Annotated in this window: 13 protein-coding genes; 9 read left to right on the top strand and 4 right to left on the bottom strand. The window is 50.2% G+C overall.

Going from position 1 to position 15,092, the window contains the following annotated elements; genetic code table 11:
- Window positions 1-111 precede the first annotated feature (111 nt).
- The 5 genes from Mal48_RS16215 (at window position 112) to rnhA (ending at window position 5,136) form a co-directional block, all read left to right on the top strand.
- Entirely contained in the window at window positions 112-1,503 is a 1,392-nt protein-coding gene (locus Mal48_RS16215; RefSeq protein WP_145201834.1) for a metal ABC transporter permease, read from the top strand.
- Between the two features lie 111 nt (window positions 1,504-1,614).
- Window positions 1,615-3,234 carry an L-aspartate oxidase gene (gene nadB / locus Mal48_RS16210; protein ID WP_145201831.1) on the top strand — a complete coding sequence of 540 codons (1,620 nt, stop codon included), beginning with the start codon at window positions 1,615-1,617 and terminating at the stop codon, window positions 3,232-3,234.
- A complete protein-coding gene (locus tag Mal48_RS16205; protein WP_145201829.1) occupies window positions 3,231-3,962 on the top strand; it encodes a sensor histidine kinase in 732 nt (243 codons plus the stop codon). The genes nadB and Mal48_RS16205 overlap by 4 nt, the downstream gene beginning before the upstream one ends.
- A gap of 310 nt (window positions 3,963-4,272) precedes the next feature.
- A complete protein-coding gene (gene infA / locus Mal48_RS16200; RefSeq protein ID WP_145201826.1) occupies window positions 4,273-4,491 on the top strand; it encodes a translation initiation factor IF-1 in 219 nt (72 codons plus the stop codon).
- A gap of 171 nt (window positions 4,492-4,662) precedes the next feature.
- Window positions 4,663-5,136 (top strand): ribonuclease HI, encoded by a 474-nt coding sequence (gene rnhA / locus Mal48_RS16195; protein WP_145201823.1) that lies wholly within the window; start codon window positions 4,663-4,665, stop codon window positions 5,134-5,136.
- A gap of 91 nt (window positions 5,137-5,227) precedes the next feature.
- Here the strand turns inward: rnhA and Mal48_RS16190 are convergent, their stop codons facing one another.
- The 3 genes from Mal48_RS16190 to Mal48_RS16180 all read right to left on the bottom strand — a co-directional run bounded on the left by Mal48_RS16190 (window position 5,228) and on the right by Mal48_RS16180 (window position 8,109).
- A complete protein-coding gene (locus Mal48_RS16190) occupies window positions 5,228-6,298 on the bottom strand; it encodes an agmatine deiminase family protein (protein WP_145201820.1) in 1,071 nt (356 codons plus the stop codon).
- Between the two features lie 170 nt (window positions 6,299-6,468).
- Window positions 6,469-7,008, bottom strand: coding sequence for a DUF1643 domain-containing protein (locus tag Mal48_RS16185; protein WP_145201816.1), 540 nt, complete (start codon window positions 7,006-7,008; stop codon window positions 6,469-6,471).
- 216 nt (window positions 7,009-7,224) lie between these two features.
- The gene (locus Mal48_RS16180; RefSeq protein WP_145201813.1) at window positions 7,225-8,109 is read right to left on the bottom strand and encodes a sugar transferase; all 885 of its coding nucleotides are present in this window, start codon (window positions 8,107-8,109) and stop codon (window positions 7,225-7,227) included.
- Between the two features lie 422 nt (window positions 8,110-8,531).
- Between Mal48_RS16180 and fabF the strand changes: the two genes are divergently transcribed.
- Window positions 8,532-9,821: a beta-ketoacyl-ACP synthase II gene (gene fabF / locus Mal48_RS16175; protein WP_145201810.1), complete on the top strand. Its 1,290-nt coding sequence runs from the start codon at window positions 8,532-8,534 to the stop codon at window positions 9,819-9,821.
- 104 nt (window positions 9,822-9,925) lie between these two features.
- Window positions 9,926-11,056, top strand: coding sequence for a cysteine desulfurase family protein (locus Mal48_RS16170; protein ID WP_145201807.1), 1,131 nt, complete (start codon window positions 9,926-9,928; stop codon window positions 11,054-11,056).
- A 116-nt stretch (window positions 11,057-11,172) separates the two neighbouring features.
- On the opposite strand, the gene Mal48_RS16165 is transcribed toward Mal48_RS16170, so the two are convergent.
- A complete protein-coding gene (locus tag Mal48_RS16165) occupies window positions 11,173-12,819 on the bottom strand; it encodes a hypothetical protein (protein WP_145201804.1) in 1,647 nt (548 codons plus the stop codon).
- 505 nt (window positions 12,820-13,324) lie between these two features.
- Between Mal48_RS16165 and Mal48_RS16160 the strand changes: the two genes are divergently transcribed.
- Both Mal48_RS16160 and rsmA read left to right on the top strand, forming a co-directional pair.
- Window positions 13,325-13,960, top strand: a complete 636-nt coding sequence (locus tag Mal48_RS16160; protein ID WP_145201801.1) for a riboflavin synthase — start codon at window positions 13,325-13,327, stop codon at window positions 13,958-13,960.
- 1 nt (window position 13,961) lies between these two features.
- Window positions 13,962-14,891: a 16S rRNA (adenine(1518)-N(6)/adenine(1519)-N(6))-dimethyltransferase RsmA gene (gene rsmA / locus Mal48_RS16155; RefSeq protein ID WP_145201798.1), complete on the top strand. Its 930-nt coding sequence runs from the start codon at window positions 13,962-13,964 to the stop codon at window positions 14,889-14,891.
- The last annotated feature ends 201 nt before the right edge of the window (window positions 14,892-15,092 follow it).

Raw genomic sequence — 15,092 nt, 5'->3', positions numbered from 1 at the left:
GCAGCTTGCTCTAGAATTAGATTTGCAGTCAGCCGTTGCTGATTGCTTCTTGGTAAAATTGAAACGTTCTGCGAACGAATCAGATCGGGAAAACAACACCTAACGAGTCGCATGCTCCATCAATTTTTCACACTTCTGGACAACTGGCATCCGTGGGACACATCCATGGTTGTCGCGGGGGCATTGGCTGCTATGGCTTGTGCGATTCCCGGTGTTTGGCTTGTGTTGCGTCGGCAAAGCATGATGGGCGATGCGCTCAGCCATACAGCGTTGCCAGGTGTCGTGTTGGCGATTCTGTTCTCGCAGTGGTTAAGTCATTCCTTTGACTGGATTCCGGAACACTCAACAGCTGAGCCGATCCTGTTAATCAGCGGCGCAGTTCTCATCGGTGTGCTCACTTCCGTTCTGACTGAATGGGTCCAGCGACTTGGACGCGTCGAAAGTAGCGCTGCGTTGGGGGTTGTGTTTACGTCGCTGTTCGCGTTGGGCTTGTTGTTGATTCGACTCAAGGCGGACGTTCATCTGGATTTAGATTGCGTGCTGTTTGGTCAGCTTGAACTGATCGTTTGGGACGAAATTTCGTTTCTGGGATATGATTTCCCACGAGCATATCTGGTGAATGGAAGTTCGTTGCTTCTGAACCTGATTCTCCTTGTTCTCTTTTACAAAGAACTGCGAATCGCAGCCTTCGATCCGGACCTTGCAACGGTTCAGGGAATCAACTCTCGCCTCGTGAATGATGTGCTCATGGCAGCCACTGCGGTGACTGTTGTGATGGCGTTTCGATCAGTCGGTAGCATCCTTGTTATTGGCCTGTTGATTGTCCCGGCGGCGACTGCCGTCTTGCTGACGGACCGATTGCACCTGACAATTGCGATCAGTTTAGTCGTGGCAGGTTTGAGCGCGATCCTGGGGCAAATTCTTGCGAAGACAGTGCCTGTCATGGTGTTTCAGCCATTGGGGTTCGATCAGGTTCAAGATGCCGGAACGTCCGGGATGATTGCTGTCGCGTGTGGCCTCTTCTTCATAGCTGCTTTTCTGTTGTCTCCTCGTTATGGGTTACTTGGAAAAGGTTTTTCGCGATTAAAGTTGCGCATGCAAATTGCTGCCGACGATATTCTTTCAACCGTCTATCGATTTGAAGAACAACTTGGGGAACTGTATGTCAGTGCCTCCCAGACAGAAAAAGAGACTGTGTGGATTCCGCCGTTCGAGCGCTGGCTCGCGATGTTTCGACTTCGGCGACTCGGGTTGTTGCTCGCATCAACTCAAGGGCTTGCGTTGACTGATCAAGGCCGTTCCCGTGCTGCAGAACTCATCGGCAGCCACCGTCTTTGGGAGTCCTACATGCAGAAACACTTCGACCTTCCAGATGACCATCTCCATGAGACCGCTCATTATGTCGAACACTTTCTCGATGAAAAGATGAGAGAACAGCTCAAGCATGAACTGGACTCGCCTGACGTTGATCCACATGGCCGTAAAATTCCCGATGAGAACTGAATCTCGGGGGGAGAACTCAGTGAGTAACCATAATTTCCCTCCAGCAACAATTTCCGCAGCTGCTCTTCATTATTACTGACCCTATGTTGTTCTCAAGAAGCGATACACTGGATGTCCTTACTTCACCATTCACCCCCTCAACGTTATTTGATTCGTTTTGATCCAAAGCGGATTCCACACATGTTTGTCGATGTGTTGATTATCGGAACAGGCATCGCAGGTGTCCGCGCAGCTCTGGAAGTCGATCCGAAACTTCGAGTCGTCATGGTCACCAAAGATCAGGTCTCGGTGTCGAACAGTTCCTGGGCTCAAGGAGGGATTGCTGGAGTTCTGGACCCGTCTGATGAATTTAGCAACCACGCTGAGGATACCATCACAGCAGGTGCAGGACTGTGTGATGAGGATGTGGTCAAAGCCGTTGTGGAATCAGCCCCGAAGTGTATTCGTGAGTTGGCAGCCTACGGAGCTAACTTCGACAAGATCGACGGACATATCGCGTTGACGACAGAAGGTGGTCACAGCCACCCGCGAGTCGCTCATGCCCTCGGTGACGCCACTGGGAAAGAGCTCATGCGGGCCTTGATCGACAGCATTCGTGGCGCGAGCGGCACGGAGATCTGGGAGAAAACGTTTACCATCGATTTGCTCACTTACGACGGGGAATGTCGTGGAGCGTTGATGTGGAATTCATACCACGGGAAGACGTTTGTCTGGGCGAAGCAGACGATTGTAGCGACCGGCGGCGCTGGTCGCTTGTACCGCGAGACGACCAACCCGGACATTGCGACTGCCGACGGGCATGCTCTTGCGTACCGGGCTGGGGCTGAACTTCGAGACATGGAGATGATGCAATTTCATCCCACCGTTCTGTATATCGCGGGAAGCTCACGGCATCTCATCTCTGAAGCGGTGCGTGGCGAAGGAGGTCATCTGGTTGATGTCGCCGGATATCGATTCATGGGAGATTACGATGATCGATTGGAGCTCGCCCCCAGAGATATTGTCAGCCGCGCGATCACTGATCAGATGGAGAAGACACGGCATCCTTGCGTCTATCTCGACTTGACGCATCTCGACCCGAACATGATCGCGAATCGATTCCCAAACATCAGCGAGATGTGTCGGGAGTTTGGACTCGATCTGGCCAAAGATCGAATTCCGGTTCGGCCGGGGGCTCATTATATGGTCGGCGGACTGACCGTCGACTTAAATGGAAAAACGACTTTGCCCAGACTATGGGCGGCCGGAGAAGTGACTTCGAGTGGACTGCATGGAGCGAATCGTCTCGCGTCGAACAGTTTGCTGGAAGGATTGTTTTTCGGGATCAACGCCGGACTTGGTGCTTCCGAAGCGGCACTCCAGATTCCTGATAACTTTGAGGCTCCCCCAGTCCTTTCGGGGTCAACGTTTATGGAGAACCAAGACAGTCTGAACTTGACGGATCTTCTCAATTCGCTGGGGGCAATCATGTGGAGAAACGTTGGGATTCGTCGCGATGAAACTGGTTTAGCCGCTGCAGCGACGCAAGTTGATTTCTGGGAACGATATGTTTCGCTACGGGAATTTCAGTCTGTCGAAGGCTGGGAACTCCAGAATATGCTTCTGGTCGCTCGTCTCATCATTGAGTCGGCCCGCGCCAGAAAAGAGAGTCGGGGAGTCCACTATCGCAGCGACTACCCAGAATCAGATGACAGCTTTCAGGGACATGTTTCAATTGTGAGCCAGCAATGACAGACGAAACCTTCGATTCTTCTGAACGGAAACGACTGGAAAAACAATACAACGAAGTCACAGTGTTGGCTGGGGGGCTCGCACATGAAGTGCGAAATCCACTTTCGACGATCAGCATGAATCTGGAGTTGTTGCTTGAAGAACTCGAAGCATTTGATTCTCCGGCTGCTCACCGCATGTTGCAGAAGGTGAAAACGATTCAGACTCAGTGCGACAATCTCGACCAGGTACTCGAAGCATTTTTGCAGTTCACTCGGGCAGGCGAGTTGCACTTGGAGCGAATGAATCTGGAAGATGTCATGAACCAGTTTCTTGAGTTCTACAAAGCTGAGGCCGAAGAACATGGGATCGACGTTCGTCCCCATTTTCAATCGGATATTCCGCCGGTCTTTCTTGATGTTCGGCTCATTCAACAAGTTTTGACGAACCTTGTTCGAAATGCCCAGGAAGCGATGCCATCGGGAGGGCTCCTGGAGCTCCAGACAAGTTGTCGTGACAACAACGTCGTCTTAGAGATCATCGATACCGGTTGCGGGATGTCTCCCGAGGCTTTAGACAAGATGTTCCATGTCTTCTTTTCTACAAAGCCAGCTGGCAGCGGGTTAGGGCTTCCAACAGTTCGTAAGATTGTCGAAGCGCACGGCGGGACTATCGATTGTGAAAGTGAACTCAACCGGGGAACGAAATTTACCCTCGTCTTTCCAATCGACAGAGCCGATCAAAAGTGACTCAGACTGTATCGAGAGCTGAGATACCAGAGTGATTTGCCTCGTGGCGCAATGTGAAGAAAGCTCTCTTTCGCGGGCAAAAGTGAGACGAAAGCTGTTTGAGTCAGTACTCAATTTCCTGTCTGCTCAGCAAGGAGGCTCGTCATTCTTGTCGCCGCTGCAGGCTTCGAGAATTATTTCAACGGATTCGATTCTCAATTCCAAGATACGCTTTGATTCTCTGGTTCCGTGTGGCTACAATCTTGCCCTTCACGTTAGCGGGATGTCCTCGTTAACCGTAAAAAAAAACACTCAAGAAGGTTGAAGCTTTATGGCCAAAGAAGGGGCCATCGAAATGGAAGGCACAGTGCTCGAGGCACTTGCCAATACACAATTCCGAGTGGAGCTGGAGAACGGACACGTTGTTTTGGCCCATGTTTCTGGGAAAATGCGCAAAAACTTTATTCGTATCGTCCCTGGCGATAGCGTGAAAGTTGAAGTCTCTCCCTACGATTTGAATCGTGGGCGCATTGTTTATCGTGCGAAATAGGCTCTCAGCCTATACGACATGCCCGTCTGCCATTATGGGACTGCAAAATCAGGCAGTATGAGGTCAGCAGTCTGAATTCAGGCTGGACTCATTGACCAGTCTTTCATCGGCAGGGAACCAACTCGCTAATTTTTTTTCTGCCCGTGCTTCAATCCACGGTCGAGGGGAGTTATGTCTGCTGATCAGGTATCGAACTGCCCGTTTGTGCAACTTTTCACTGACGGAGCTTGCAGCGGAAACCCCGGTCCCGGTGGTTGGGGATACATTCTCAGGCACCCGGCAACTGGTTCTGAAAAGGAAGGGAGCGGCGGAGATCGTGAGACAACCAACAACCAAATGGAGTTGATGGCTGTCATCAGCGGGCTCGAAGCGCTTTCGAAATCTTCAGAAGTGGAAGTGATTACTGATAGCGTGTACGTCGCAAAAGGTTCGAAAGAGTGGATGCCGAACTGGAAAAAGAACGGCTGGCAACGGCGTGAGGGGAAAAAACTCAAACCGGTTAAGAATGTCGAACTCTGGCAGCGACTCGACAACTTACTTTCCCAGCATGACGTCCGTTTTACAGTGGTTAAGGGCCATAGTGGCCACCCGGAGAACGAACGCTGTGATGAACTCGCTGTCGCTGCGACTCAATCCTTCAAATAAGTCTCGACTCCTTCTTCTCCTTCTTCTTCCTCTTCCTCTGTGAAGGAACGTCTCCTCCCCTCCTCAGCGAAAACGCTGGAGTTGAAACGGGTTACAAAGGGAAAATGGAATCGGCCGACGGTTGTTGTTGCGTCAGGCAATGAATTGCTCCCAGTCCCCAAACCAGGTCGGTACAGTCAATGCCGACGACCGTACGATCGGGAAAGAGTTCAGCAAGGATTCCGATTGCAGTTTGGTCTTTCTCGCATCGATACGTCGGCACGAGAACCTTTGAATTGCAGATTAGAAAATTCGCGTAACTCGCGGGAAGGCGTTCTTTTTCGAAGTAAACGGGATCGGGCATTGGCAAGTTGACAATGTCGAACGAGTTCCCTTCGAGATCGGTCATTCCTTGCAATAACTCTCGATTCTGTTGAAGCGGAGAGTAATTTTCATCGGAAGCGTTCTCTTCAATTGCTGTCACGATGACGTTGGAAGAGACAAAACGTGTAATGTCGTCAATGTGTCCGTCAGTGTCGTCACCTACGATTCCTTCACCGAGCCAAAGAATTTTATTGACTCCGAGGAAGTTCTTGAGTCGAGTCTCAATTTCCGATTGCGACAGACCCGGGTTGCGGTTTTTGTTGAGCAAGCAAGAGGTCGTGGTCAGCAGTGTGCCAGAACCATTGACATCAATCGAGCCTCCTTCGAGGATCATACCGGGCGAAAATGCGAACTCCTGAAACTCTTCTGAAATTCGTTTTGGAATTGCATTGTCGAAATCGAAGGGTGGGTACTTTCCTCCCCAGGAATTGTAACCCCAATTCGAAATCGCCCGTTCTGTTTGTTGATTTTCGGAGCGTACAAGATAAATCGGCCCGTGGTCACGAACCCAGGCATCGTTGGTCGGGTTGAGATGAAAGCGAACGTTCTCAATGTTCGTTTTCACATTGTTCAGCAACTGCCGAACCTCATCCGCCATCGATTCGTTGTTGACATTAATTCGCACGAGTTGCGACTCAGCGATGTGCCTCGCAATCTCAGCGAAAATGTGCGGAACCGGCTCGAACGCGCCGGGCCAGGTTTCCAGAGAATGAGGCCACGAAAGCCAGATTGCCTCTTGCGGTTCCCATTCCGCAGGCATTCGGAAGCCTAAAGACAAAGGATTTTGATGATCGCTCATAGTCGCTAATTCAGGGGTGAAATTTGTGGTGGTCCGTTACCAGTCTCTAGAACATCTTTCGAATTGGTTTGCAAAATCTGCCTCGTGGCGGGTCGATCACATTTTGGAGTCGTTGCAAATGTCGATGGACAAGCTGGTCTTCAGCGCGTCTCTGAAGCCTCTTGTGAGTATCAGTCTGAGGAGCTGAGTGTTCTTTCAGGGGCATATGGGAGCGGCAGCAGGCTTTTTTTCAGGTAGAGTGGGTGTGAAGGATGACCATGCTTGGTGATTTTCAGGCAGCTGAGTTCAAGGTCAAGCTTGTTGAGTTTTGCGAGAAGATTGAGGCCGCGGTTCAGGTGCTCTGCGTGAGTTCCCCAACAGAGGATGATTTGGCTGGCTTCGCGGCATTGTTTCAGGATGTAGCGATCATTCGCCGGGCCGACTGGATCGTCAATAGTTTTGAGCCCTTTGGGATCAGTCGATCGGAATGCAAATGCGTTCAGCATTGTCATCGAATCGTGCCCCCAGGCTTTCGCGTAGTTGATACACCGCGCGACTGTCGGATCGTTTTGGTATTCCGTCGCAGTTGATGGATTTAAACCAATAAAGACCGCTCGATTGCAGCTTGACTCTTCCCATTGTCGTGTCAGCACATAGCGATAGCGTTCACAGTCGGTGTAGACCGCATGGCTGACAGTTCCATCGTCAGAGGTATGTGTGCGAGTGATCATGACGCCAGTATGGATGAAGAATGAGCTCGGAAAAACTCTTTCTAAGCATTCATCTGGAAACTCGCAACCGGAGTGACCGAAATACCAGAGTTGTCAGATCAGCGCCGGGCAATGAGCGCATCTTCAACCTGTTTTTGTGCCCGAGAAGGTCGCTTTGACGGCATCCATCGATGCCTAGTTATGAGGCTGAACCGGAACACCAATTCAATAGCTGCTCTACAGGGCTCCACTTCCGCTTAAGACGACTTTGACGGTGCGGACTAGGATTTTGAAGTCATTCCAAACGGAGCAGTTCTGTAGATAGTATAAGTCGAAAGCGGCTTTACGGCGGAAGCTGTCGATTTCGTTGTCGTAGCCATTGATGATTTGAGCAACACCGGTGAGTCCTGGTTTGAGTCCCAAGCGGTCAAGGTAATACGGGATCTCTTCTGACAGTTCAGCCATGAACTCTGGCCGCTCTGGGCGAGGGCCAACAAGTGACATTTCCCCTCGCAAGACGTTGATCAATTGTGGCAACTCGTCGAGCCGGGTTTTACGCAAAAATTTTCCGATTCCTGTGATGCGTGCGTCCCCTTGGACAGCGAACTGGGCTCCATTTTTTTCCGCATCGTTTCGCATCGTTCGAAACTTGTAGATCGTAAAATGCTGACCGTACGCAAATTTGACCCTCCTGTCAGAAGGTGCATTCCGTCGGTCTTCTGTGGAGCTCTCTTCATCGGACAGTTTTCTGCGGTCAGACCCCGTGCGACGCAGATTGAGTCCGACTCGAACTTGCTTGAAAATCATTGGGCCGGGAGAGGTCAGTTTCACAAGCACTCCAACGATGATCATCACTGGAAGAAGGAGGACGAGGAGAGTGGCTGACACGAAGAGATCGAGCAATCGTTTTCCCAATCGCGTCGATTCGGAGAGGCAGCGAACATCGATTCGCGGTGATTCGTTTTTAAGATCTGTGACCCACCAGACATCTGGGAGCTCATCGATTCCAGCTAATTCAATGATATCTTGAAGCGGATTCTTGTCTGTCGGAGTGGGCAGATTCTGACTTTTTGAAGAGTTGGCCGGGGAAGGCGAGGGAGGAAGTACGGCTTGGCTGCTCATTAGGAATGGCCTACTAGGTCGAAAAACTCAGCTAAAACTTCAAGAATCACGCGATTTTTTAAAGATACCACTCGAGATCGGTCGTGACGTTAATAACAGTCAAATCCGGAAAACTTTATCCATTTGTGCTTGTTTGTCTCGGTTTTGTAGCGGGGTGATCGATTCCGTCATTGTGGTGAGAAAATTCACCAACCCGTGCAGGGGCGTTAAAATTGCCATAATCGGTATTTTCAGAACCAAAAAGGGGGCTTCTCAATGAGTCTGCTTGCGTCCTATAATGAGGCGGGGTTACGATTTCAGAATTGCCGAATTGATGAAAGTCGGTTTCAGATGGATGGGATGAACTTCCTCCATAGGCAATTCAGTCCGGATTGAGAAAATCTGCTCCCGACCTGGACAGCTTTACAAATAGGATAGCTTTGATGCGTAGACGTGTTGTCGTCACCGGAATAGGTTGTGTTACTCCACTCGGAAACGATGTGGATTCAACTTGGGATTCACTAAAAGCAGGCAAGAGTGGGATTGACTATATCACACACTTTGATGCCTCTGGATTTCCGACGAAATTCGCTTCTGAGGTGAAGGAGTTTCAGCTCGGAGATTACATCGATAATCCCGAACGATTTCAGCATGCCGGGCGAAACATTCGTTTTGCGATCGGAGCCGCTGTTCAGGCGATGAAGTCTTCAGGCCTGGAAATTGAAAATGAAAAATTCGACCCAACCCGATTCGGAGTTTATCTGGGGGCGGGAGAAGGTCAGCAGGACTTCTTTCTGTTCATGCAGCTCATTGCCAATGCGCAGAAAAACGGTGAATTCGACATGGAGCAGTTCACCAGAGAAGGTCTCGAACGACTCAACCCAAATGAAGAACGAGAACAGGAACCGAACATGCCTGCCGGTCACTTGGCGAGTATCTTCAACGCTCAGGGACCGAACCTGAATTGCTTGACTGCTTGTGCTGCTTCGAGTCAGGCGATCGGTGAAGCAAGCGAGATTATCCGCCAGGGTGACGCAGATATCATGATGTCTGGCGGAGCACACAGTATGATTCATCCGTTTGGAGTGACCGGCTTTAATCTGTTGACGGCACTTTCAACACGGAATGACAATCCTCAAGCCGCCTCACGGCCGTTTGATAAGGAACGTGATGGGTTTGTTCTTGGCGAAGGCTCCGGGATTCTGATTCTGGAAGAGCTTGAACATGCACAGGCACGGGGAGCTCAGATCCTGGGTGAGATCGCTGGGTACGGCTCTACAGCTGATGCTTACCGAATTACCGATATCCACCCCGAGGGACGTGGAGGAACCGGAGCGATCAAAATGGCATTGAAGGATGCCGGGATCAACACCGACGACGTTGACTACATCAACGCACACGGAACAAGCACCGCAGTCAATGATAAAGTCGAAACGCTGGCGATTAAGCAGGCTCTCGGACAGGACGCTTACAAGACGCCGGTCTCGAGTACGAAAAGTATGATGGGGCACTTGATTGCCGCAGCTGGTAGTGCGGAGGCGATTGTCTGTTTGCTGACGATGCAAGATGACATCGTTCCCCCGACCATCAACTATTCGACACCCGATCCGAACTGCGATCTTGATTACATTCCCAATGAATTGAGAGAGCGGAAAGTTGATCATGCACTCTCGAACAGCTTTGGCTTTGGTGGCCAGAACATCTCATTGATCCTATCTCGATTTAACGGATAGGAGTCGGAGTCTCACTGGAAATGTGAGTTGCAGCAGAGAGAAGGCTTTGAAGTGGCGATCGCCCTTCAAGCTCCTCTTGGGCTGTCAATTGCTCGATCTGTACCATGATTTATCTTGACAATAACGCCACAACGCCTGTCGCTGCCGAAGTGATGGAGGAAATGCAACGTGTGGCGACGTTCGCGTTTGGAAATCCTGGAAGTCGACATCTCGCTGGGCGAAAAGCGAGGCAAGTTCTGGAAGAGTCTCGAGAGACAATTGCAGCCTTGCTTGATGCTCAGCCGAGTGAGGTTTTCTTCACCAGCGGCGGAACGGAATCGTCCAATCTCGCAATTTTTGGATTGACCGTCGGACGCAGCGGGTCTGTGGTTCTTCCTCCGGGGGAACATCCAGCGACGACGGAAGCCTTCAAGCGATTGATTCAACGAGGTTGCCGAAAGCAACCATTGAAGCTGACGAACGTCGGTCAAATTGAGCAAGCTTCACTTGATTCCGTGGAGTGGTCGGATGTGGTTTTGGCGACTGCGCTGGTTGCTCATAATGAAACCGGTACGGTGCTGGACCTATCTTCTTTGACAGCGCTCTGCGAAGAACATCGAGTTCCATTGCACTTGGATGCAGTGCAGGCAGCAGGGAAAATCCCGGTTTCATTTCGTGATTCAGGTGCGGCGACGCTGTCGATCGGAGCGCATAAGTTCTATGGGCCACGCGGGATCGGCGCATTGCTTGTGCGTGAAGGAGTGAAGGTCTTCCCGCAACTCGTTGGTGGGCATCAGGAAAATGGAAAACGTGCTGGAACAGAGCCCGTAATGCTTGCTGCGGGAATGGCGAAAGCACTGTCGATGTGCTGTGCAGATTTGCAAGAACGAACTGCTCACCAAGCCAAGCTCAGAGACCATTTGCAAAGAGGCTTGGCAGAAAGTTGCTCTCCCGTTTTCATCAATGGTGATGAGAATTCACGTTTGCCGAACACACTCAATATCGCCTTCCCCGGATGTGATGCCGATGCCTTACTTGTCGCATTGGACTTAAGCGGAATCTGTTGTTCACACGGTAGTGCTTGTGCCAGCGGCTCAGCAGAGCCTGCTCCCATTTTGGTGGGAATGAACTGCCCGCCTGAGGTGTATCAGTCGTCGTTACGTTTTTCTGTTGGGGGGCAAAACAGTCTGGATGAAATTGCAGAGACGGTTCAATTAGTCAGCGGTGCGGTGAAACGTTTACGAGCATCTCAATGATGCAGGCAAAGCACCTGTTGCTCGCGGGCTCACACGGACACGATAGGAACAAGCAGCTTTACCGATTCGCTGCTGGGTTCGCTACTGAATTCGCTACTGGGCAGCCTGTTTTTCTTCTACGGGCTTTTCTCCATGGCGATTCCCAATAGTTTCAGATAGCCCGACTCTGCGTGAAGAGTTGCATTTAAGCCTGATGCACTACTTTTGATGTTGATATGAACCTGATCGTTTTGGTCATCTGGAAAGGCTTGTCGGAAGCGTTTCACTTTCTCAAGATCTTGCTGATGTTTTTCACCAAGTCGAAGCCAGGGATCGAGTGAAAAATCAATCTGAACGATTGATTCGACCGGTTTCGTCTCGTGGCTGCTCAGATTAGAGATCAGTTCGGGGGTTTTCTCGCCGCCAACGGAGAGCCAAAGCGAATTTGCTCCTGTCCCGACAAAGAGTGAAAGCTCATCACCGTAGAGTCGCCGGTCTTCGTCGCGAGGCTCTTTCCCTTTCAGGCGGTGCAGTTTCAGGTGCTCGTTATTAATGACGTTCATCTCCACTTCGGTGATGTCTTTAGAGTCGCGGGCATACGGCAGAATGGTTTCCAGAGAGGTTGCCATCAAGCTGTCACCCAGAATTCTGAGCCCGCCAATGAGGACCATGCGCGTTTCTTCGATCTCCTGAAACTCAATTAACCCATCGAGTTTTCCATCATCAATCGATTGCTGAATGGCATCGAAGGCACCTCGGACAGGCATGCGGTCTGCTTCTGCAAGATGCGGGCTGAGATCACGACGGACATCTTCTCGCACCTGTTTCAGGATGTTCAAGGCAAATAATTGAAACGGTTGCGGGACGTTCAATGAGAACTGAATTCTCACAGGTCGCGATTCTGTGGTGACTCCAGGAACTCTCTTTTCTGCGAGTGGAAGACTTGCCAGCACATCGGACAGGTCGCTCTCTTGGACGACTTTGAGTTCGGCGTTCAGTTGGATGTCTGACTCGATTTGAAGAGTGGCTGAGATTTTTTCCATCTTCGTGAAGAGTTGGAGACCGGTTAGGCGAATCAACTCGATTAACTCTTTTCGAAGTGCGTATTCTTCATCTTTTTCGTTTGGTTTTTGTTCGAGCTCTTTGTTGAGTTCAATCTGAAAACCTTCAACGATCCGGTCTCGCAGCGGCGCAGAGATTCCGGCCTGTAACAGAGAAATTGAAACATCATTCTGGCGGGTTTGTGTCTCCAGTGATTTGAGCATCTCGCTGGTGACGTGTTGATGTGTGTTGCGCCTTTGAGCAATGAGCAGGTACTTGTCCCGCAGGTTGGCGTAGAGCGGCATGTTGGGAATGTTGATTTTCCAGTTTCCCTTTTTGATTGTCTGGACGACAGGGATTTTCTTTTTGAATGCGGTAACGAATTTTTCACCATCGGTAACAGGGAGCATTACGAGGAAGGTGGGGAGTTCGAGTTTCTCGCGGTGCAGGACCAGCATCCCGCCGACTGGTCGCTGACGATCAATTCCTGGAAACTGCTGAAGTTTTTTTTGTAAGAGTTGAAACTGTTGAGCTGGTTTCTTGTTTCCGCTGACTTCTCCCAAGTGGATGAGGTCTTTCTCGACTCTTTCGAGTCCAGAGACAGCAACAATCGCCAGCGGTTGATCCATGTACGCAGAATCTGCCCCCAGCGCGGAGGATCTGGAGAGATCGCACTGCAAAATCAGCAGGAGCGTCCAGATTCCCAGGTAGGAGAAAAATGAAGGCTTCGATGTCCCAACCATAAATGTTATTCACTCTCTGAAGAGGTGGTGGTTTACGTAAACGGCTGCGTTCGATCTTTCGGTCGTGAAAAATCACTGGAAATTCATGCGATCATCACGCAGCGGCATTCAATATTCTTGTCGTCAGGAGAAACTACCTGTCGCTCTCCGCTTTGGTTGCAATTGGGCGGTTCAAAATTGACTGATTGGACAATTTTGTCTGGGGTTGTCATAATTGTTCAATGGAACGGTTCATTATTGACATTCATCAGCCCGAAGCAAATTTCGCTCAACGCGGAATTCGCTTCGGGCTGTGTGCTTATACAGGCCTAAGTCATTATTGAAAAAGTCGTACGTCTTCTGTCTCGTGGATTTGAGTGATTCGTCACATGATATGCACTCTTGCGGACAGGAGAAATACGAAAGTGTTTGAGTACAACGGATTAGGCTGTAGAGCTCGTGATTGACTCGCTTTTCGGATCGACACAACCCTTGGGAGCACGGCGAATAAGCCGCATCAGGAATTATGTTTACTGGATTAGTTGAAGGTTTGGCAACTGTTGAATCGGTGATAGAAAATGGCCCCGGTGTGGATATTGCCATTAATCCATCGGGCCATCTCGACGAAATCGAGTCGACAAAAATTGGTGATAGTATCGCCATCAACGGTTGTTGTTTGACAGTCATTCGTATTGAGCAGCCTCAAGCCGATCAAAGCTTGTGGGTTTTTCAGGCTGGCTCGGAAACGCTCTCGAAAACAAATCTCGGGACATTCAAACCGGGGACGGCTGTGAATCTTGAACGATCTCTTCGACCGACTGACCGGATGGGGGGGCACTTTGTTCAGGGGCATGTTGACGCAATCGGGCACGTTGATGCCGTTGAGACTGAAGGGGAATGGACGAATATCTGGTTCAAAGTTCCTGCAGCTCTGACTCGTCAAATGGTTCCTAAAGGATCAGTTACCGTTGATGGTGTATCGCTGACGTTAGTCAATGTGGAAGCGGAGAGATTTAGTGTCGCTCTCATTCCTCACACTCTCGAAGTGACGACTCTTGGAAATCGTTCCGTGGGGGAAACAGTCAATATCGAGACTGACATCATCGGGAAGTACATGGAAAAAATGTTGACAGGAATCACTGAAAAGGACTCCGCAAACTGATATGTCCGAAGCTCAAGAAAGACAAACACGATCTCATTTGATGCGGAAATTCAAAGAGCATGGGTTTCATCCACGAACCCATCTTGGGCAAAATTTTCTAATCGACATAAACATTGTTGAATATGTCGTGCGGTCTGCTGAACTGACCCGTGATGATGTCGTTCTGGAAATTGGTGCTGGTACTGGGGGAATGACAACCTTTATGGCGCGCGAAGCGGGGCATGTCATTTCGGTCGAAGTGGATCGTGATATGCATTCACTGGCGACTCACGCCATCGCCCCATATGACAACGTCACACTTTTGCTCACAGATGCACTCAAGAATAAGAATCACTTTTCACCTCTCGTTCTGGATGAAATTGAGAAACAACTTGCCGTTTCGCCAAATAGACGGCTCAAGCTGATTGCGAACCTGCCTTACAGCATCGCCACTCCTGTCGTTTCGAATCTGGTTGCGACCGAACTTCCCTGGATTCGGATGGTCGTTACGATTCAGTACGAACTCGGATTGCGAATGCAAGCCCGTGAGCGCCAGTCTCACTATGGCGCATTATCGGTTTGGCTTCAGTCGCAATGTGATGTCGAGATGATCAAGCAGCTTGGACCAACAGTCTTCTGGCCACGACCAAAGGTCGACTCAGCCATCATGTTGATCACTCCCAATGCGGAGAAGCGAGAAAAGATCAAAGACCGAGCATTCTTCCACAGTTTTGCTCGCCGCCTGTTTGGTTATCGACGGAAATTTATACGCAGCGTGCTCGTCGGGATGTTTCGAAAAGAACTGACAAAGCCACAAGTCGACGAGGTTCTCGCTGAGATGGAGATTGAACACAACGTTCGGGCTGAACAACTCAAGACTCCCACAATTGTCGAAATGGCAACTCGATTTCAAGACAAAATTGCGGCAGTAGCTGCTCTTGATGAGCAATAGCAGCTACCAGTCAGCCTCGAAGAAAATCGCTCCGAAAGCCTCGATTTCATCTCTCAAAGACTGAGAAGTCCTTGTCTGGTGACGGTTTTCGGACAAAGAATATAAACAGCGATCACCGTTCACATTCGACTTTTCGTTACCGAACGCAATCAGCTGTTTTTGACACTCGCTGTCAGACTCACCTCACAACAATGAACTCAA

This window comes from Thalassoglobus polymorphus, from assembly GCF_007744255.1.
GTDB classification, from domain to species: domain Bacteria; phylum Planctomycetota; class Planctomycetia; order Planctomycetales; family Planctomycetaceae; genus Thalassoglobus; species Thalassoglobus polymorphus.
The sequence above is the reverse complement of the archived record's forward strand: the minus strand, read 5'-3'. Positions and strand labels throughout refer to the sequence as shown.